Origin of the sequence: Pandoraea bronchicola, assembly GCF_902459805.1 — a bacterium.
Taxonomy (GTDB): Bacteria; Pseudomonadota; Gammaproteobacteria; order Burkholderiales; family Burkholderiaceae; genus Pandoraea; species Pandoraea bronchicola.
Genome location: NZ_CABPST010000011.1, coordinates 12,764 through 32,150, shown reverse-complemented (window position 1 = coordinate 32,150; position 19,387 = coordinate 12,764). Strand labels below are relative to the sequence as shown.

Here is a 19,387-nt window from a genome sequence, read left to right as displayed (position 1 = left end):
TTGCAGCTCCCGCCCTGGCGATGTCGGCACGACACTCCGCCCGGGCGGCGGTTGATCGGTGCGGCCGGCTGAAAAACCGGCGCTACAAACGACGCGGCGCCGCTTGAGTCGGCGCCGCGTCGATCGGTTCACATCTTAAGACAGTTTGCCGTGGCAGTGCTTGAATTTCTTGCCACTGCCGCACGGGCACGGATCGTTGCGGCCCACCTTCGGCAACAACTCGCCGTCGGCCGCGGCGGCTGCGCTCGCCGCTTTGGCCAGTGCAGCGACCACCGGGCGGCCGGCATCCTCATCGATCTCGCCGTCGCCCCCCACGGTCTCGAGTTCGTCGTGCTTGAACTCGATGTTGACCAGCCCACCCGCGCTGTCGTCGAGCGACTCCGTCGCCTGCTCAAGCTCTTCCTGCGACTGGATACGCACGTTCATGATGACCCGCGTGACTTCCAGTTTGATGGTCTCGAGCAACTGCGCAAACAGTTCGAATGCTTCGCGCTTGTACTCCTGCTTCGGATTCTTCTGCGCATAGCCGCGCAGATGGATGCCCTGACGCAGGTGATCCAGCGCCGCCAGATGCTCACGCCAGTTCGAGTCCACGCTCTGGAGCATGACCGAGCGCTCGAAGCCGGAGAACGACTCGCGTCCCACCAGTTCGACCTTGGCGTTGTAGGACGCCTCGGCCGCGTCCATCACTTCCTTGAGGATGTCCTCGTCGTCGATCTCGTCCGCGCCTTCGATACGCGACTGCAGCGGCAGGTCGAGCTGCCACTCTTCGCGCAGCGTCGTCTCCAACCCCTTCAGGTCCCACTGCTCCTCGACGGTACCGGCCGGCACGTAGGTGCGCACCAGATCTTCGAACACGCTCTGACGCATGCCCGCGATGGTTTCCGAAACGTCTTGCGCCTCGAGCAATTCGTTACGCTGCTGATAGATCACCTTACGCTGATCGTTGGCAACGTCGTCGTACTCCAGCAGTTGCTTACGCACATCGAAGTTTCGCGCTTCGACCTTGCGTTGCGCCGACTCGATCGAGCGCGTGACGATGCCAGCTTCGATGGCTTCGCCTTCCGGCATCTTCAGACGATCCATGATCGCGCGCACGCGGTCGCCCGCGAAAATGCGCAGCAGCGGATCTTCCAGCGAGAGATAGAAACGCGACGAACCCGGATCGCCCTGACGGCCCGAACGGCCGCGCAACTGGTTGTCGATACGACGCGATTCGTGACGCTCGGTGCCGATGATGTGCAGACCGCCGGCGGCTTTCACCTGCTCGTGCAGACCTTGCCACTCGTCCTGCAATTGCTTGATGCGGGCTTCCTTGTCGGCGTCCGCCAGGCTGGCATCCGCTTCGATGAAGCTCGACTGCTTCTCGACGTTACCGCCCAGCACGATGTCGGTACCGCGACCGGCCATGTTGGTGGCAATGGTGATCACGCCGGGACGGCCCGCCTGGGCCACGATCTCGGCTTCGCGCTCGTGTTGCTTGGCGTTAAGCACCTGGTGCGGCAGCTTTTCACGCGTGAGCAGTTGCGAGAGGTACTCGGACGTCTCGATCGACGTCGTACCCACCAGCACCGGCTGGCCACGCTCCACGCAATCGCGAATGTCCTTGATGACGGCGTCGTACTTCTCCTTGGCCGTCTTATAGATCTGATCCTGGCGATCGATCCGCTTGGGGTTTCGATTCGTCGGGATCACCACCGTTTCGAGACGGTAGATTTCGTTGAATTCGAACGCTTCCGTATCCGCCGTCCCCGTCATGCCCGAGAGCTTGGCGTACATGCGGAAGTAGTTCTGGAAGGTGATCGAGGCCAGCGTCTGGTTCTCGTGCTGGATCGAGACGCGTTCCTTCGCTTCCACCGCCTGATGCAGACCTTCGGACCAGCGGCGCCCAGCCATCAGACGGCCGGTGAATTCGTCGACGATAACGATCTCGTCGTTCTGCACCACGTAATGCTGGTCCTTGTGGAACAGCGTGTGCGCGCGCAACGCGGCATACACGTGGTGCATGAGCGTGATGTTCTGCGGCGCATAAAGGCTGTCGCCCTCGGCGATCATGCCCCACTCGGCGAGCAGTTGCTCGGCCTTCTCGTGACCGCGCTCGGTCAGGAACACCTGACGCGCCTTCTCGTCGAGCGTGTAGTCGCCCGGCACTTCGACGCCCGTGCCATCCGCCTTCTCTTCACCAATCTGACGCTCGAGCATCGCCGGCAGGCGATCCATCTTCACATACAGTTCGGTGTGGTCTTCGGCCTGGCCTGAGATGATGAGCGGCGTGCGCGCTTCGTCGATCAGGATCGAGTCCACTTCGTCGACGATCGCGTAGTTCAGCGTGCGCTGCACGCGCTGCTCGGTCTCGTAGACCATGTTGTCGCGCAGATAGTCGAAGCCGAACTCGTTGTTCGTGCCGTACGTGATGTCTGCCGCGTAGGCCGTCTGCTTCTGATCGTGCGGCATCTGCGACAGGTTGATACCCACCGACAGGCCCAGGAAGTTGTACAGACGCGCCATCCACTCGGCATCGCGCTGCGCCAGGTAATCGTTGACGGTCACCACGTGCACGCCCTTGCCCGACAGCGCGTTCAGATAGGCAGGCAGTGTCGCCACGAGCGTCTTGCCTTCGCCCGTGCGCATTTCGGCGATCTTGCCGAAGTGCAGCACCATGCCGCCGATCAACTGGACGTCGAAGTGGCGCATCTTGAGAACGCGCTTGCCGGCTTCACGGCACACTGCAAAGGCTTCGACGAGCAACGAATCCACGGTCGCCCCCTGGGCGATGCGTTGCTTGAATTCCTCAGTCTTGCCGCGCAGTTGCTCGTCGCTCAGTTCGGCGATCTGCGGCTCGAGGGCGTTAATCGCCGTGACGGTTTTCTGGTACTGCTTGATGAGCCGCTGGTTGCGGCTGCCAAATACTTTTTTAAGAAGACCGGGAATCATCGGATCACTGGTTAGGGCGGCAAATGTCGTTCGCAATCGCGTAGCCTGTCAACGGACGCAGCCCGCACTCCGGGGTCATGCCCCAGGAATGCGAACCGCCCGATGCGTCTGCGCGCTGCGGGTCACCGGTGTTTGGCACTCGGGCCTCGCTCCGGTTCGATACCTGTACTGAAAAATGGATTCTAGCATGCTGCGGTTGCACGTCCCGGCGGTACCCGATGCCGGCAATCCGGTGATTTGGCGGGGCGGGCGGAGGTGACGCCCGATGGCGGGGTAAAATATGCGGCGACCTCTGTCTCATCATATGAAACGACCCAAAGCGAATCGCGTTGCCCGCCCCCTGACCACCCTCTTGTCCGCATCCGACGGCGCCGGTTCGCTGCTCGTCGCCGCCGAACAGTTGGGCCGGCTGGAGCGGGATGTACATGCGTTACTGCCTCCCGCGCTCACCGCCAGTGTGAAGGTCACGCCGCCGCGCGACGGGGCGCTGGTCTTTCTGGTCGCCAACAATGCGCTGGCCGCGCGTCTGCGACAGCAGACACCCTCACTGATCGACGGCCTGGCCGCACGAGGCTGGTTGATTCGCACGATCCGCATCCGGGTGAGCATTGCGGCCCCGGAGCCCCAGAAACCGCCCAAGGAGGCCCGGCTGCCCCGGCAGGGGCTGGTGAGTCTGCGCGACCTGCGCGACGCCCTGGAACCCTCTCCGCTGCGCGACGCCCTGGCCCGCCTTGTCGCCCGGCATTCCTATGGCGGCTCACGCAAGCCGTGAGTCGAGTCATCGCGACTTTCCGATCTCCGTGAGTCCTGACAGTCGTCCTGACAGTCCTGACGGTCCCGACATTTCCCAGCGCCGGTATTTATCGCGCGTCAAATAAAAAAGCGCCGGAAATCCGGCGCTTTCGTTTTGTTACATTCGCGCCGCAGCGTGCGGCGCTTTGCGCAATTTACGCAAACTGTGTCTGCGGGTCGAACTGGAAGCCGCGCGGGGCGTCTTCGGCGCGCTCGAACGTGACGATCTCGTAAGCGTCCTGTGCGAGAAGCTCGCGCAGCAACTGATTGTTCAGACCGTGTCCCGACTTGTATGCGGTGTACGAGGCCAGCAACGGGTGGCCGATCACATACAGATCGCCGATCGCGTCGAGCATCTTGTGCTTCACGAACTCGTCGTCGTAGCGCAGACCGTCGTTGTTCAGGATGCGGTACTCGTCGAGGACGATAGCGTTATCCATGCTGCCCCCGCGTGCCAGTCCCAGTTCGCGCAGCATCTCGACTTCATGCGCAAAACCGAAGGTGCGGGCGCGTGCAATTTCCTTCGCGTAAGACGTCTCGGCAAAATCGATCTCGAGCGCCTGGCCCGTGCGATCCACTGCGGGGTGACGGAAGTCGATCGTGAACTTGAGCTTGAAACCGTCGTACGGCTCGAGACGGGCGAACTTGTCACCTTCGCGAATCTCGACCGGCTTCGTCACACGAATGAATTTCTTGGCGGCGGCCTGCTCTTCGATGCCTGCCGATTGAATCAGGAAGACAAACGTCGCAGCGCTGCCATCCATGATCGGAATCTCTTCGGCCGTCACGTCGACATATAGATTGTCGATGCCCAGACCCGCGCATGCCGACATCAGGTGTTCTACCGTAGACACCCGCGCACCATCCTTCTGCAACACCGACGCAAGACGCGTGTCGCCGATCGCCATCGCCGACGCCGGAATCTCCACGGGAGGATTCAGATCGGTACGACAGAAGACGATACCCGTATTGGGCGGCGCCGGACGCAACGACAACTCGACCTTGCGACCGGAGTGCAAGCCGATGCCGACTGTCTTGGCGATGGATTTAAGTGTGCGCTGCTTAAGCATGCTATTTATTAAAACTATCAGGCGCTAATGATCATAGATCGAATTATAACAGATCGGCGCCTTCATCGCTGTGCCACAAACACAACGCTTCGTTACTAAACATTCTGAATTCTGCCTCTTCGCTTTGTCTGCGCCCATCTCGCAATACGTAATAGGTCACTTCGCGTTTCGACGGCAGGCCAAAGGCCGGGCGTCATGTATTTTCGGGGCACCCCGGCCGCCGCGACGGAGGCGTGCCGCAGCGGTCGGGGGGACAGATCCGCGAGACCGGGTCCGGGATCACGAACGCTTACCCGTAACGTTCGTCATCTGCGATGCGTTGATACCTTTTGCGACTCTGGTTGTCGCAGCCACAAGGCATCTCCCGCGATCACAACCTCGCCGTATCGCCATTCGGACTCGTACTGCGGCGCGCCTTCCCCACGCCACATGGCATGGTAGTCGGGGCGACGGCAAATCCTCACGACGACCTGCGTAGGTCTCGCGATTCCCAAGGTGCGGCGGCGCCAGGCACTGGCACCCGGCCCGCGCGCAACCCTGTCAGTCGGCTTGCTTGCGCAGGAAAGCCGGAATGTCGTACGTGTCGACACCCTTTTCCTGCAATGCGGCGACGTGCGAGGCTGCGGTCTCGCGCGTGCTGCGCCACACGGCCGGCGTATCGAGCGCGCCGTAGTCCGTACCGCCCGCCTGACCGACGTTCGGCACGTGGCCGGACGCGATCGGCATGTTGTCGGTACCGGTCTTGAGCAGCGTCATCGGTGCCGCGGCCTTCTTCGCAACCGCACGGCCCAGGCCGGTTGCCACGACGGTCACGCGCAGTGCATCGCCCATCTTGTCGTCGTAGACGGTACCGAAAATCACGGTCGCGTCTTCGGCGGCGTAGCTCTTGATGGTGTTCATCACTTCGCGCGTTTCCGACAGACGCAGCGAACGCGATGCCGTGATGTTCACCAGCACGCCACGCGCGCCCGACAAGTCCACACCCTCGAGCAGCGGGCTCGCCACGGCTTGCTCGGCGGCCAGACGTGCACGATCGACACCGGCAACGGTCGCCGTGCCCATCATGGCCTTGCCTTGCTCGCCCATCACCGTCTTCACGTCTTCAAAGTCGACGTTCACCAGACCGTCGACGTTGATGATTTCGGCGATGCCGGCCACGGCGTTATGCAGCACGTCGTCGGCGCACTGGAAGCACTTGTCCATCTCGGCGTCATCGCCCATGACTTCGAACAGCTTGTCATTGAGCACAACGATCAGCGAGTCGACGTTGTCTTCCAGCTCCTGCGCGCCGGTCTCGGCCACGCGCATGCGCTTGCCGCCCTCGAACTCGAACGGCTTCGAGACAACGCCCACGGTCAGAATGCCCATTTCCTTGGCAATCTGCGCCACGACCGGTGCCGCGCCCGTGCCCGTGCCGCCGCCCATACCGGCGGTGATGAACACCATGTGAGCACCACGCAGGGCGTCGGCCACGCGCTCGCGAGCTTCTTCAGCTGCGGCATGCCCCATTTCCGGCTTGGCGCCAGCCCCCAGACCGGTCTTGCCGAGCTGGATGTTCACGCTGGCCTGCGAACGGCCCAGTGCCTGAGCGTCGGTGTTCATGGCGATGAATTCCACGCCTTGCACACCACGGTTGATCATGTGCTGGACAGCATTGCCGCCAGCGCCACCAACACCCACCACCTTGATGATGGTGCCGTTGGTTTCCGTTTCCAACATTTCAAAGTTCATAGCGCCTCCAGTGAATTAAAAACAGATCCGGCACTGCGGGCCACGTGCTGCTCGGGTAAGCCGCGCGTGTTTTCAATGCCAAATCCACACCCCTCAAAAAAACACCATTAAAAATTGCTAAAGAACCAGTCGCGCATGCGCGTCCAGACCTGATTGGCTTGCCCCGACTGCACGGCGACCTTGCGGCCGCGCATGCGTTGGGAACGTCCTTCGAGCAGCAGCCCCATCGCCGTCGCGTAGCGCGGACTGCGCACCACGTCGGCCAGACCGCCCGCATACTCCGGCACGCCAATGCGCACCGGCTTGAGGAAGATGTCCTCGCCCAGCTCGACCATGCCCGGCATCATGGCCGCGCCGCCGGTGAGCACAATGCCCGAGGAGAGCAGTTCTTCGTAACCCGACTCGCGAACCACCTGCTGCACGAGCGAGAACAGCTCTTCGACGCGCGGCTCGATCACCGCCGCCAGCGCCTGACGCGAGAGCGTGCGCGGACCGCGCTCGCCCAGCCCCGGCACTTCGATCATCTCGTCCGGATCCGCCAGCGACTGCTTGGCGATGCCATGCTGAATCTTGATGTCTTCCGCATCCGGCGTCGGCGTGCGCACGGCCATCGCGATGTCGCTCGTGATCTGATCGCCGGCAATCGGAATCACCGCCGTGTGACGGATCGCGCCTTCGCTGAAGATCGCGATATCGGTCGTGCCGCCGCCGATGTCGATCAGCACCACGCCGAGTTCCTTCTCATCTTCCGTGAGCACCGAAATGCTCGACGCCAGCGGTTGCAGAATCAGATCGTTCACTTCGAGGCCGCAACGGCGCACGCACTTCACGATGTTCTGCGCCGCCGAGACCGCACCGGTCACGATATGCACCTTCACTTCGAGACGAATGCCGCTCATACCGATTGGCTCGCGCACGTCTTCCTGACCGTCGATGATGAATTCCTGCGTGAGGATATGCAGCACCTGCTGATCGGTCGGGATATTGATCGCCTTGGCCGTCTCGATGACGCGCGCCACATCGGCCTGCGTCACCTCCTTGTCCTTGATCGCCACCATGCCGCTCGAATTGAAGCTGCGGATGTGGCTACCGGCAATGCCCGTAAACACATTGGTGATCTTGCAGTCGGCCATCAGCTCGGCTTCTTCAAGCGCGCGCTGAATCGACTGCACGGTGGCCTCGATGTTCACCACGACGCCCTTTTTCAGGCCGCGCGACTCGCTCTGGCCGAGGCCAATCACTTCATAGCGGCCTTCAGGGCGCAGCTCGGCCACCACCGCCACGACTTTCGACGTGCCGATATCGAGGGCGACCAACAGATCCTTGTAATCTTTGCTCATAGCGTGTGTAAGTCCTGAAGTCTCACTGGCTTCGCTTCTGCCGCGCGGCAGGTTGCGCAACTGCCGGCTTTTGCGAATCCCGCTTTTGCACCGGCGCCGCGGCTAGCTTCTTGGCCTGTTCTTCGCTCAAGAAGCGCATGCCCGCCGCCCGGACGGCAAAACCGTTCGGGTACCGCAGATCGGCATACTCGATCTGATTTCCCCAGCGCGCCGCAACCTGCGGATACGCCTGTACGAAACGCCGACTGCGCGTGGCGAGAGTTTCGGGCGATCGCTCCCGTCCCAGCGCCAGTTGCACGCCCCCTGCGAGCCGCACGCCCCATGCGTAACGATTCGACAGCGTGACCGCTTCGGGTTTCATATTCAGCGGCGCGAACCACTTCACGAAGTCGTAGTAACGCGCCGTCACATCTTTCTCGCTGCCCGGCGGCCCGGCAAACTCGGGCAGCTTGCCGTCGTCCTCGGCTTCCGCCAGATTCGCCGCGAACAACTCGCCGTCCACGCTCACCAGACGACCGTCGTTCCACGTGGCCAGCGGCTTGTATTCCTCGATCGTGATGGCCAGTTGATTCGGCCAGACACGCCTCACGCTCGCATGGCGCACCCAAGGCACCGCCTCGAACGCCGCTCGCGTGGCGTCCAGGTCGATCGTGAAGAAGTTGCCCTTGAGCCGCGACACCGCATTCGCGCGCAGCGTCGGGCCGTTGATATGCGCCACGTCCCCATCGATCTGAATCGCCTTGAGCGTGAAGATCGGCCGCTGAATCAGCCAATGGCCGCCCGCCGCGAGCGCCGCCAGCACGACGAGTGCGACGAGCGCACTCGCGATGGCGTTGAGCAGGCGTACGTTGTGCCACATGGCGATTTGCTTTCCGTATCAGGGCGTTCTTCAACGCGTTCAAGGTTTAACTCGGCTCACTCTGGCTTCCACTGCGCGTTCGGATGCAGATCGAGCGTCGCAGTTGCCAAAATTTCGACCACCAGGTCTTCGTACGACAGGCCCGCCGCGCGCGCCGAGATCGGCACCAGCGAGTGGCCGGTCATGCCCGGCGACGTATTGATCTCCAGCAAAAACGGCTTGTTGTCACGCTTGCGCAGCATCACGTCGGCGCGAGCCCAGCCACGGCAACCCAGCACGAGGTAGGCGCGCAACACCAGGCGCTGCACTTCCTCCTGCAACGACACCGACAGCGGCGGCGGGCATTCGTAGCGGGTGTCGTCCTTGAAGTACTTGTTCTGATAGTCGTAGTTAGCGTCCGGCGCCACGATGCGGATCACCGGCAATGCACGTGCCGCAGCGGCCCCCTTCGTGCCTACGCCAAGCACCGGCACGGTCAGCTCGTCGCCGTCGATGAACTCCTCGGCGAGCACGTCCGGATCGAGTGCGGCGGCCTTCTCGTACGCGGCCTTCAACTGCGACGCCTCGGTGACCTTCGTCAGACCGATGGTCGAGCCTTCGCGCGACGGCTTGACGATCAGCGGCAGGCCGAGATCGCGCACCACCGCATCGAAGTCGCTGTCGGCGTGCAGCATCGCGAAGCGCGGCGTCGGCAGCCCTTCGTTGATCCACACGCGCTTGGTCATTTCCTTGTCCATCGCCAGTGCGGAGGCCAACACGCCGCTGCCGGTGTACGGAATGCCAAGGTGTTCGAGCGCGCCTTGCAGCGTGCCGTCTTCGCCATAGCGGCCATGCAGTGCAATGAACACACGGTCGAATTTCTGCGCGGCCAGTGCTGCGAGGTCGTGCATGCCGGTATCGAAGGCGTGCGCGTCTACGCCGCGCGAGCGCAGGGCTTCGAGCACACCCTGGCCCGAAATCAGCGAGATCTGACGCTCGGCCGAGCGTCCGCCCATCAGGACGCCAACCTTGCCGAAACGTTTCGGATCGAAAGCACTCACGTCAAACTCCTTGCTGAACTTGCAACTTGCCGGGCACCGCGCCGATGGAGCCGGCGCCCATGGTAATCACGACGTCGCCCGCACGAGCGACTTGCAGAATGGCGTCGGGCAGTTGCGCGACGTCTTCCACGAAAACCGGTTCCACCTTGCCCGCCACGCGCAATGCACGCGACAGGGCGCGACCGTCGGCCGCCACGATGGGCGCCTCACCCGCCGAATAGACTTCGCCGAGCACCACGGCATCTGCATCGGACAACACCTTCACGAAGTCTTCGAAGCAATCGCGCGTGCGCGTGTACCGGTGCGGCTGGAAGGCCAGCACGATACGGCGCCCCGGGAACGCGCCGCGCGCGGCAGCCAGCGTCGCCGCCATCTCGACCGGGTGATGCCCGTAGTCGTCGATCAACGTGAACGTGCCCCCGCCACTCGACTTCGGCAGGGCGATTTCGCCATAGCGCTGGAAGCGCCGGCCAACGCCGTTGAATTCGGCCAGGGCCTGCTGAATCGCGGCGTCCGGCACTTCGAGTTCGGTGGCAATGGCAATCGCCGCCAACGCGTTACGCACGTTGTGCTCGCCCGGCAGATTCAGCGTGATGTCGAGCGGCGCGGCACCGGCGCCGAACTGGCGCAGCACGGTGAAACGCATCTGTCCGGCGTCGGCGCGCACGTCGATGGCGCGCACTTGGGCGTCCTCCGACATGCCGTAACGCACGATCGGCTTCGAGACGAACGGCAGGATCTCGCGCACGTTCGGGTCGTCCACACACAGCACGGCAATGCCGTAGAACGGCAGACGCTGCGTGAAAGCCACGAACGACTGCTTCAGACGGGCGAAGTCGTGCCCGTAGGTATCCATATGATCGGCATCGATGTTGGTGATGACTTCGATGACCGGATTCAGGTTCAGGAACGAGGCGTCCGACTCGTCGGCCTCGACCACGATGAAGTCGCCGGTGCCGAGCTTGGCGTTCGCCCCTGCGCTGTTCAGACGGCCGCCGATCACGAACGTCGGGTCCAGCCCGCCCTGGGCGAGCACGCTGGCCACCAGGCTCGTCGTGGTCGTCTTGCCGTGCGTACCGGCGATGGCGACACCCTGCTTCAGACGCATGAGTTCCGCGAGCATCAGCGCGCGCGGCACGATAGGAATCTGGCGGGCTCGGCCTGCGAGCACTTCCGGATTGTCTGCCGTAATGGCGGTGGACACGACAATGGCGTCCGCGCCATCGATATGCTCGGCGGCATGGCCGCGGGCGATACGGGCGCCCAGGCCCGCGAGGCGCTGGGTCACCGCGTTGTCGCCCAGATCGGAGCCGCTCACCTGATACCCCAGGTTGAGCAGCACCTCGGCAATGCCGCTCATGCCTGAGCCGCCAATGCCGACGAAGTGAATGTGTTTGACGATGTGTTTCATTTCAATCCTTGGCCAGAGCCGCACACACGCGCGCCACTTGTTCGGTGGCGTCCGGCTTGGCGAGCGCCCTGGCTTTCTCTCCCATCGCGAGCAGCGATTCGCGCGTTTGACGGCGCAGCCACTCGGCCAGGGTCTCGACCGACAGCTCGCGCTGGTCGATCAGCGTTGCCGCACCCTTGTCGGCGAGGAAACGCGCATTCGTTGTCTGGTGGTCGTCGACCGCGTGCGGGAACGGCACGAAGAGCGCCGCCACGCCAGCCGCGGCCACTTCGGCCACTGTCATCGCGCCCGCCCGGCAGATCACCAGATCCGCCGCCGCGTAGGCCGCGACCATGTTGTCGATGAACGGCACCGCTTCGACCGTCACCCCCGCTGCGGCGTAATTCGCCTGCAGCGTCTGAATATGTTTGACGCCCGCCTGATGCGTGACCTGCGGACGATCTTCGCGCGGCAGCTTCGCCAGTGCCTTGGGCACGATCTCGTTGAGCACCGTCGCCCCCAGACTGCCGCCCACCACCAGAATGCGCAGCGGGCCGGTGCGGGCGTTGTAACGCTCGGCTGGCGGGGCCATTTCGTCGAAGTCGGCGCGAATCGGATTGCCGACCCATTCGCCGCCCTCGATCGTGTCGGGAAACGCGAGCAACACCTTGTCGGCCACGCGCGCGAGCACCTTGTTCGCCATGCCGGCGACCGAGTTCTGCTCGTGCAGCACGAGCGGGCGCCCCAGCAGCGACGCCATCATCCCCGCCGGAAATGTGATGTAGCCGCCCATGCCGAGCACCACGTTCGGCTTGGCGCGACGAATCGCTCCAATGCTCTGCCAGAACGCGCGCAGCAGGTTGAGCGGCAACAGCAGCTTGGTCATCAGCCCCTTGCCCCGCAGGCCGCCGAACGTCACGAACTCCATCGGAATGTCGTACTTCGGCACGAGCGTCGCTTCCATGCCGTTCGGGTTCCCGAGCCAGACCACGCGCCACCCCTGCACACGCAGGAAGTTGGCGACCGCGAGCCCCGGGAAGACGTGACCGCCCGTGCCGCCGGCCATGACCAGCAGCGTGCGTGTCTTCGTTTCCGGTGCCGGCATCGCGGTAGCGCGCTCGGTCATACTTTTCCTCCCCGCATCAATACGCGGTTCTCGTAATCCACTCGCAGCAAAATCGCCACGGCCACACAGTTGAGCAAGATGCCCGAGCCGCCGTAGCTGACCAGCGGCAACGTCAGCCCCTTGGTCGGCAACAGGCCCAGATTCACCCCCATGTTGATGAAGGTCTGTGCACCGAGCCACACGCCCACGCCCTTCGCGAGCAACCCTGCGAACGTGCGCTCGAGCGCCAGCGCCTGACGGCCGATCTCGAACGCGCGACGCACCAGCCAGTAAAAGAGCAGGATGACAACCAGCACGCCCAGGAAGCCGAACTCTTCGCCGATCACGGCGAGGATGAAGTCGGTATGCGCTTCGGGCAGGTAGTGCAATTTTTCGATGCTGCCGCCCAACCCCACGCCGGTCCATTCGCCGCGTCCGAACGCAATGAGCGAGTGCGTGAGCTGATAGGCCTTGCCGAGCGCATAGTCCTCGCGCCACGGGTCGAGATACGCGAAGATCCGCTCGCGACGCCACGGCGAGAGCCAGATCAGCATGGCGAACGTGCCGACGGCCGTGAGCGCCAGTCCGCCGAACAGACGGCCGTTCACGCCACCGAGGAACAGAATGCCCATCGCAATGGCCGCGACCACCATGAACGCGCCCATGTCAGGCTCGAGCAGCAGCAGCATGCCGACGAACACCACGGCGATCCCCATCGGCAGGAAGCCCTTGCCGAAGCTCTGCATGAATTCCTGCTTGCGCACGGTGTAGTTCGCGGCGTAGAGCGTGACCGCGAGCTTCATGATTTCCGACGGCTGGAGGTTAAGCACGCCGAACGGAATCCAGCGCTTCGAGCCATTCACGCCCTTGCCCACGTGCGGGATCAGCACGATCACCAGCAACACCAGCGCCAGCAGGAAGACCTTGGGTGCGAGCTTGTCGAGCGTCTTGACCGGGATGCGTAATATGATCGCGGCCGCAGTCAGTCCCATCGTGAGCGACACGATGTGACGGCCCAGGAAGTGATACGTCGAATAGCCGCTGTACTTCGGCGAGTCGGGCAACGCGACCGACGCCGAATACACCATCACCAGCCCCAGCGAGAGCAGCGTGATCACCACCCACATGAGGGCGTGGTCGTATTCGAGCATGCGCGAGCGCGTCGGCTTGATGCTGCCGAGCGTGCGGCTCGCGGCCTGGGTCGCGGCGCCTGGCGCGGTGGCCGAACCGGCACCGGCGAATCCTGCCTGACGCTTCTTGCTGAAGAACGACTTGATACGGTTCATAGCATCACCCCCGCGTCGGCGGCCAGATCAACCACGGTGTCGCGAAACACCTGCGCGCGATGCTCGTAGTTGCGGAACATGTCGAGGCTGGCGCAAGCGGGAGACAACAACACCGCGTCGCCCGGCTGGGCCAACTTCGCGGCTTCTCGCGTCGCGTCTTCAAGCGTCGGGGCATCGATCAGGTCGACCCCCGTATCAGTCAGGGCTTCACGCAGCCGCGGTGCATCACGGCCGATCAGCAGCACGGCGCGGGCATGATGCGCCACGGGATTGGCCAGCGGCGAGAAATCCTGCCCCTTGCCTTCGCCGCCCAAAATCAGGAGCAGTTTCTTTTGCAAGCCCGTAATGGCCGCGACCGTCGCGCCTACGTTGGTGCCCTTGCTGTCGTCGTAGTACTCGACTTCGTTGAGCGTGCCGATGAGCTGCACGCGATGCGGCTCGCCCGGATATTCCCGCAGGCCGTGCAGGAGCTTGGCCATGGGCAGATCGATGGCGCGGGCGAGTGCCAGCGCCGCCAGCGCGTTTGCGGCGTTGTGCTGACCGCGAATGCGCAGCGCGTCGGCCGGCATGAGACGCTTGCCGTATACCTCGACCGCCGCTTCTACCGCTCCCGCCTTACGGCGCTTCGGTGCGGGCGGGGCTTCGTCACGCGTCATGCCCTCGACCAGCCACCACATGCCGCCGTCCATCTCCAGACCGAAGTCACCGACGGCATCGGGCTTGCTCGTGCCGAAGGTCACGACATTGGCCTCGGGCGCGGCGAACGCCATCACACGGGCATCGTCGCGATTGAGCACGCGCACGGTCTGTGGACCGAAGATGCGCGCCTTGGCACGCGCGTAGGCGTCCATGTCGCCGTGCCAGTCCAGATGGTCCTGCGTGATGTTGAGAATCGCAGCCGCATCGGGCGCGAGAGAATGCGTCGTCTCGAGCTGGAAGCTGGAAAGTTCGAGTACCCAGACGTCGGGCAGCGTGGCGTCCGCAATGCACTCGCTCAGACGGTCGAGCGCCGACGGGCTGATATTGCCCGCCACGGCGGTGCGCTTGCCTGCGCGACGGCACAGCAGTCCCGTCAGGCTCGTGGTCGTGGTCTTGCCGTTCGTGCCGGTAATCGCCAGCAGCTTGGGCGCATAACCGCTCGTCGAGCGCATGTGACGCAGCGCCTGCGCGAAAAATTCGATCTCGCCCCACACGGGAATGGCACGCTCAGCCGCTTCTGCGAGCAACGCTGCCACGTCGGGCGCCTGTGGCGACAGGCCCGGGCTGATGCCGATCAGTTCGATGTCGTCGAGCAGTGCATCGACTTGCCCGGCAAACGCGCCGCCGATGAACTCGGCCTGCGGCGCGTCCACGCGCAACGTCACAACGTTCGGCGGTGTCTCCGACGACGCAAAGCGCGTATCGGCCGCACGCACACGGCAGCCGTAACGCGCGCACCAACGCGCCATCGCCAGGCCGGACTCTCCCAGACCCAGGATCAGGACACGCGGTTGCCAGGATTCACCAAACTTCTCGCCGAACACGTCGCTCTTTCCCTCTTATCGATTCAAACAACCGCCCAATGCATCGCTCCAACAACACCGATATTCCGCTATCGGCGCGAGCCGCCCTTCCTTTAGTGCAGCGCTGCGAGAAAGCGGCTTCGCCCATTCGCGCCGCCGCTCTCTCGTCTTCTTATGCGTTCTTTCGCCTTCTTTCGCCCTGTCAGCGCAACTTCAGCGTCGACAGGCCGATAAGTACCAGCATCAGCGTGATGATCCAGAAGCGAACCACCACCTGCGTTTCCTTCCATCCCGACAATTCGAAGTGGTGATGCAGCGGTGCCATCTTGAAGATCCGCCGCCCTTCTCCGAAGCGTCGCTTGGTGTACTTGAACCACGTCACCTGCAACATCACCGAGATCGTCTCCGCGACGAACACACCGCCCATCACGAAGAGCACGACTTCCTGACGCACGATCACCGCCACCGTGCCCAGCGCGCCGCCCAGCGCCAACGCGCCGACATCGCCCATGAACACCTGTGCCGGGTGGGTGTTGAACCACAGGAACGCGAGCCCCGCGCCCGACATTGCCGAACAGAACACGAGCAACTCGCCCGCGCCCGGAATGTGCGGGAACAGCAGGTACTTCGAATAGACAACGTTGCCCATCACGTAAGCGAACACGCCGAGTGCCGCGCCGACGAGCACGACCGGCATGATGACCAGGCCGTCGAGGCCGTCCGTGAGGTTAACGGCGTTGGACGAGCCGACGATGACAAAGTAGGTCAACGCGATGAAGCCAAACACGCCCAGCGGGTAACTCATCGTCTTGAAGAACGGCACGATGAAGTCGGCCTTCGGGGGTAAATCGAGCGGGAAGCCGTTGCGCACCCAGCTGATGAACAGCTCGAAAACCTTCAGGTTGCTCGTCTCCGATACCGAAAACGCCAGATACGTCGCGGCGAACAGGCCGATGATCGATTGCCAGAAGTACTTCTCGCGCGACGACATGCCGCGCGGGTCCTTGTAGACGACCTTCCGGTAATCGTCGATCCAGCCGATGATGCCGAAGCCCAGCGTCACCGTCAGCACGATCCAGATGAAACGATTGCTCAAATCCGCCCAGAGCAGCGTGGCGACGGTAATGCCGATGAGAATCAGCACGCCACCCATCGTGGGCGTTCCCGACTTCACAAGGTGAGTCTGCGGGCCGTCGGTACGCACGGCCTGGCCCACCTTCATTTCGGCGAGCTTGCGGATGACCATCGGCCCGAACGAGAGCCCGATCACCAGCGCCGTGAGGCTTGCCATCACGGCCCGAAACGTCAGGTAGTTGAACACGCGCAAATAGCTCGCATCCGCTTGCAGCCATTGCGCCAACGTCAGCAACATTCCATCAATCCTTTATCACTTGGCCGGGGCATCGCCGCCCCCGCCTTCACTCGTCGCGCGCAACTGCTCGAGCACGCGCTCCATCCGCATGAAGCGGCTTCCCTTCACCAATATCGTGGCCGGCGCGCTCAACGTGGCATTCAACTCGGCCACAAGCGGCGCGACATCGGTCACGTCCGAAAAATGCTCGCCACCGTCGCCGAAGGCCGCAACGCTGGCCCGCGTCTGTTCCCCCATCGCCAGCAAGCGATCGACACCGCGCTGCGCAGCGTACTCGCCCACTTCGCGATGAAATTCCGGTCCGTTGTCGCCAACCTCGCCCATGTCGCCCAGCACCAGAACACGCGGCGCAGGCGTTTGAGCCAGTACGTCGATCGCGGCCCGCACAGAATCGGGGTTCGCATTATAGGTGTCGTCGATCAAGGTGACACCGGCGAGCGGTCCCTTCGAGAGCGTTGACACCTGAAGCCGGCCTTTGACGGCGGAAAATGCTTCGAGTGCCCGCACGATCGAGCCAATATCGACATGCGCACCCAGCGCACATGCAATGGCGGCCAGCGCATTGCGGGCGTTGTGCTCACCGAGCAACGGCAACGCGACCGAAAACTCGCCGGCCGGCGATGCCACACGCAGCACGCGCGTGGCCGCGTCGTATCGTCCCGAAACGGCGGCGCGCGCGTCGAGTGCGAAGTCTAGTACGCGACGCTTGCCTGCGATCTCGCGCCACATCGGCGCAAATTCGCTCTCGGCCGGGAACACTGCCGCACCGTCGGCCGACAGCGCCGCCAGCACGGCCGAATGTTCTTGCGCGACCGCGGCTACGCTCACCATGAATTCCTGATGCTCGCGCTGCGCGTTGTTGATGACGGCAACCGTCGGCTGCGCGATCTTCGCGAGATATGCCGTCTCGCCGGGGTGATTCATGCCCAACTCAAGCACCGCCAGCTTGTCACCGTCCTTCAGACGGAACAGCGTGAGCGGCAGGCCGATGTCGTTGTTGAAGTTGCCGGCCGTGGCCAGGCGCGCCTCGGCGCCCACCGCCTCGGCAAAAATCGCCGAGATCATTTCCTTGACGGTCGTCTTGCCGTTGCTGCCGGTCACGGCCACCACAGGGATCGCAAAGCGGCGGCGCCAGGCGGCGGCCAGTTCACCCAGCGCAATCCGCGTGTCCGGCACGATCAGTGCCGGCGTCTCGAACCCGTCCGGCACGCGCGACGCGACCACAGCGGCAGCGCCTGCGCGCGCCACGTCGGTCAGGAAGTCGTGCGCGTCGAAGCGCTCGCCCTTGATCGCCACGAAGAGATCGCCCGGCTGCACCGAACGGCTGTCGGTGACGATGCGCGTAAAGGCGGTCGACGGTGCGCCCGTCACGTGCGAATCGGTCACGGCGGCTTGGGCGTCGCTCAATTGCCACATCGTCATTCGCCACCTCCGCGTACAGCGGTGGCACGTGCGGCGAGTGCCAGACGCGCATGCTCCTGATCGGAGAACGGCCGCTTCTTACCCATGATTTCCTGTGTACTTTCGTGTCCCTTGCCCGCGATCAGCACCACGTCGGCGGCTTGCGCACCACGCACCGCCTGCAGAATCGCGCTGGCCCGGTCTTCGATGCGGCGCGCTGCGTCGGGTTGCGCAAGACCTGCGGCGATTTGCGCCATGATGTCGGCCGGCACCTCGGTGCGCGGGTTGTCGCTCGTCAGCACGATGGCGTCTGCCAGACGCTCGGCCACCGCGCCCATTTGCGGACGCTTGCCTGCATCGCGATCGCCACCGCAGCCAAACACGCAGACGAGCTTGCCGCCGCGCGCTGCCGCCACCGGGCGCAGCGCTTCGAGTGTCTTGTCGAGTGCGTCGGGCGTGTGAGCATAGTCGATGACGACCAGCGGCTGCCCCGGTTGTCCGATCTGCTCCATGCGACCCGACACCGGGGTAAGCGCCGCCAGCCCGGCAATGGCCGCGTCTTGCGGCACACCGGCAGCGAGCGCCGCGCCCAGCACGGCCAGCGCGTTGCTCACGTTGAATTCACCGATGAGCGGCACCGTGATCTGCTGGCTTTGATCGTCGATATGCAGCGTGAAGCGCGTACCTGCCGTCGTCGCGCGAATATCCTCGGCGCGCAACACCCGGTTGCCATAGGCCGACACCGCGTCGCCGTGAACCCCGTATTCGTATACCGGCGTCTTTCCGGCCAGACGTGCGAGCAAGCGTTGCCCCATCGCGTCGTCCCGATTGATGACGGCGGCCTTCAGGCCCGGCCAGTCGAACAACCGTGCCTTGGCCGCTTCGTAAGCCGCCATCGTGCCGTGATAGTCGAGGTGGTCTTGCGTCAGATTCGTGAAGACGGCTACGTCGAATGCCACACCGTTGACGCGCCCTTGATAAAGCCCATGCGACGAGACCTCCATCGCCACCGCCTTCGCCCCTTGGGCACGCAGATCGTCGAGGCTGCGTTGCAACTGGACGGCATCCGGCGTGGTGAATCCCGTCACCGTGAGATGACCGGGGAAGCCGCTACCCAGCGTGCCGATCACGGCACTGCGGGTGCCGGTCTTCGACAGCAACTGCGCGAGCCACTGGCTGCACGACGTTTTACCGTTCGTCCCCGTCACGCCCAGCATCGTCATGCCTACGCTCGGCTCGCCGTACCACAACGCCGCCAACGGACCGGCAAGCCAGTCGAGTCGCGGCACGCCGAATGCCGGCACGTTGGCCACACCGGCCAGCGACGCCGGCCAAGTGAAACCATCGCTCTGCCAAAGCACGGCGGCAGCGCCTCGCTCCACGGCGTCGGCGATAAAGCCACGACTGTCGGCGCCCTTCACGGCGTACGCAACGAACACGTCGCCCGGCGTCACGCGACGGCTATCCGCATGCAGCGTTGCACCGGCCGGCACTGTGCGGCGCAACCAGTCCCACGCCTGTGCGAGCACGGCGCGTTCGTTGGCGTCTGCGATCATGGCGAGCGT

Annotated in this window: 14 protein-coding genes; 1 reads left to right on the top strand and 13 read right to left on the bottom strand. The window is 63.8% G+C overall.

What is annotated here, in order from left to right:
• Positions 1-135: 135 nt before the first annotated feature.
• Complete coding sequence (gene secA, locus PBR20603_RS18235) at positions 136-2,934, bottom strand: preprotein translocase subunit SecA (RefSeq protein ID WP_150560911.1); 2,799 nt, start codon at positions 2,932-2,934, stop codon at positions 136-138.
• A 304-nt stretch (positions 2,935-3,238) separates the two neighbouring features.
• Between secA and PBR20603_RS18230 the strand changes: the two genes are divergently transcribed.
• Complete coding sequence (locus PBR20603_RS18230; protein WP_174977969.1) at positions 3,239-3,706, top strand: DciA family protein; 468 nt, start codon at positions 3,239-3,241, stop codon at positions 3,704-3,706.
• Between the two features lie 175 nt (positions 3,707-3,881).
• Here the strand turns inward: PBR20603_RS18230 and lpxC are convergent, their stop codons facing one another.
• The 12 genes from lpxC to PBR20603_RS18170 all read right to left on the bottom strand — a co-directional run bounded on the left by lpxC (position 3,882) and on the right by PBR20603_RS18170 (position 19,378).
• On the bottom strand, positions 3,882-4,796 hold the full coding sequence (gene lpxC / locus PBR20603_RS18225; protein WP_150560909.1) for a UDP-3-O-acyl-N-acetylglucosamine deacetylase: 915 nt from the start codon (positions 4,794-4,796) through the stop codon (positions 3,882-3,884).
• A gap of 540 nt (positions 4,797-5,336) precedes the next feature.
• Positions 5,337-6,527, bottom strand: a complete 1,191-nt coding sequence (gene ftsZ, locus PBR20603_RS18220) for a cell division protein FtsZ (RefSeq protein WP_150560908.1) — start codon at positions 6,525-6,527, stop codon at positions 5,337-5,339.
• Between the two features lie 107 nt (positions 6,528-6,634).
• Positions 6,635-7,867 (bottom strand): cell division protein FtsA, encoded by a 1,233-nt coding sequence (ftsA, locus tag PBR20603_RS18215; RefSeq protein WP_010806905.1) that lies wholly within the window; start codon positions 7,865-7,867, stop codon positions 6,635-6,637.
• Between the two features lie 22 nt (positions 7,868-7,889).
• The gene (locus PBR20603_RS18210) at positions 7,890-8,726 is read right to left on the bottom strand and encodes a cell division protein FtsQ/DivIB (protein ID WP_150560907.1); all 837 of its coding nucleotides are present in this window, start codon (positions 8,724-8,726) and stop codon (positions 7,890-7,892) included.
• 56 nt (positions 8,727-8,782) lie between these two features.
• On the bottom strand, positions 8,783-9,766 hold the full coding sequence (locus PBR20603_RS18205) for a D-alanine--D-alanine ligase (protein ID WP_150560906.1): 984 nt from the start codon (positions 9,764-9,766) through the stop codon (positions 8,783-8,785).
• A gap of 1 nt (position 9,767) precedes the next feature.
• Positions 9,768-11,177, bottom strand: a complete 1,410-nt coding sequence (gene murC, locus PBR20603_RS18200) for a UDP-N-acetylmuramate--L-alanine ligase (protein WP_150560905.1) — start codon at positions 11,175-11,177, stop codon at positions 9,768-9,770.
• A 1-nt stretch (position 11,178) separates the two neighbouring features.
• Positions 11,179-12,282, bottom strand: a complete 1,104-nt coding sequence (murG, locus tag PBR20603_RS18195) for an undecaprenyldiphospho-muramoylpentapeptide beta-N-acetylglucosaminyltransferase (protein ID WP_150560904.1) — start codon at positions 12,280-12,282, stop codon at positions 11,179-11,181.
• Positions 12,279-13,547: a putative lipid II flippase FtsW gene (gene ftsW, locus PBR20603_RS18190; protein ID WP_150560903.1), complete on the bottom strand. Its 1,269-nt coding sequence runs from the start codon at positions 13,545-13,547 to the stop codon at positions 12,279-12,281. The genes murG and ftsW overlap by 4 nt, the downstream gene beginning before the upstream one ends.
• A complete protein-coding gene (murD, locus tag PBR20603_RS18185; protein ID WP_150560902.1) occupies positions 13,544-15,070 on the bottom strand; it encodes a UDP-N-acetylmuramoyl-L-alanine--D-glutamate ligase in 1,527 nt (508 codons plus the stop codon). The genes ftsW and murD overlap by 4 nt, the downstream gene beginning before the upstream one ends.
• A 181-nt stretch (positions 15,071-15,251) precedes the next feature.
• Positions 15,252-16,421 carry a phospho-N-acetylmuramoyl-pentapeptide-transferase gene (mraY, locus tag PBR20603_RS18180; protein WP_150560901.1) on the bottom strand — a complete coding sequence of 390 codons (1,170 nt, stop codon included), beginning with the start codon at positions 16,419-16,421 and terminating at the stop codon, positions 15,252-15,254.
• 15 nt (positions 16,422-16,436) lie between these two features.
• Positions 16,437-17,843: a UDP-N-acetylmuramoyl-tripeptide--D-alanyl-D-alanine ligase gene (locus PBR20603_RS18175; protein WP_150560900.1), complete on the bottom strand. Its 1,407-nt coding sequence runs from the start codon at positions 17,841-17,843 to the stop codon at positions 16,437-16,439.
• The gene (locus PBR20603_RS18170) at positions 17,840-19,378 is read right to left on the bottom strand and encodes a UDP-N-acetylmuramoyl-L-alanyl-D-glutamate--2,6-diaminopimelate ligase (RefSeq protein WP_150561032.1); all 1,539 of its coding nucleotides are present in this window, start codon (positions 19,376-19,378) and stop codon (positions 17,840-17,842) included. The genes PBR20603_RS18175 and PBR20603_RS18170 overlap by 4 nt, the downstream gene beginning before the upstream one ends.
• Positions 19,379-19,387: the final 9 nt, after the last annotated feature.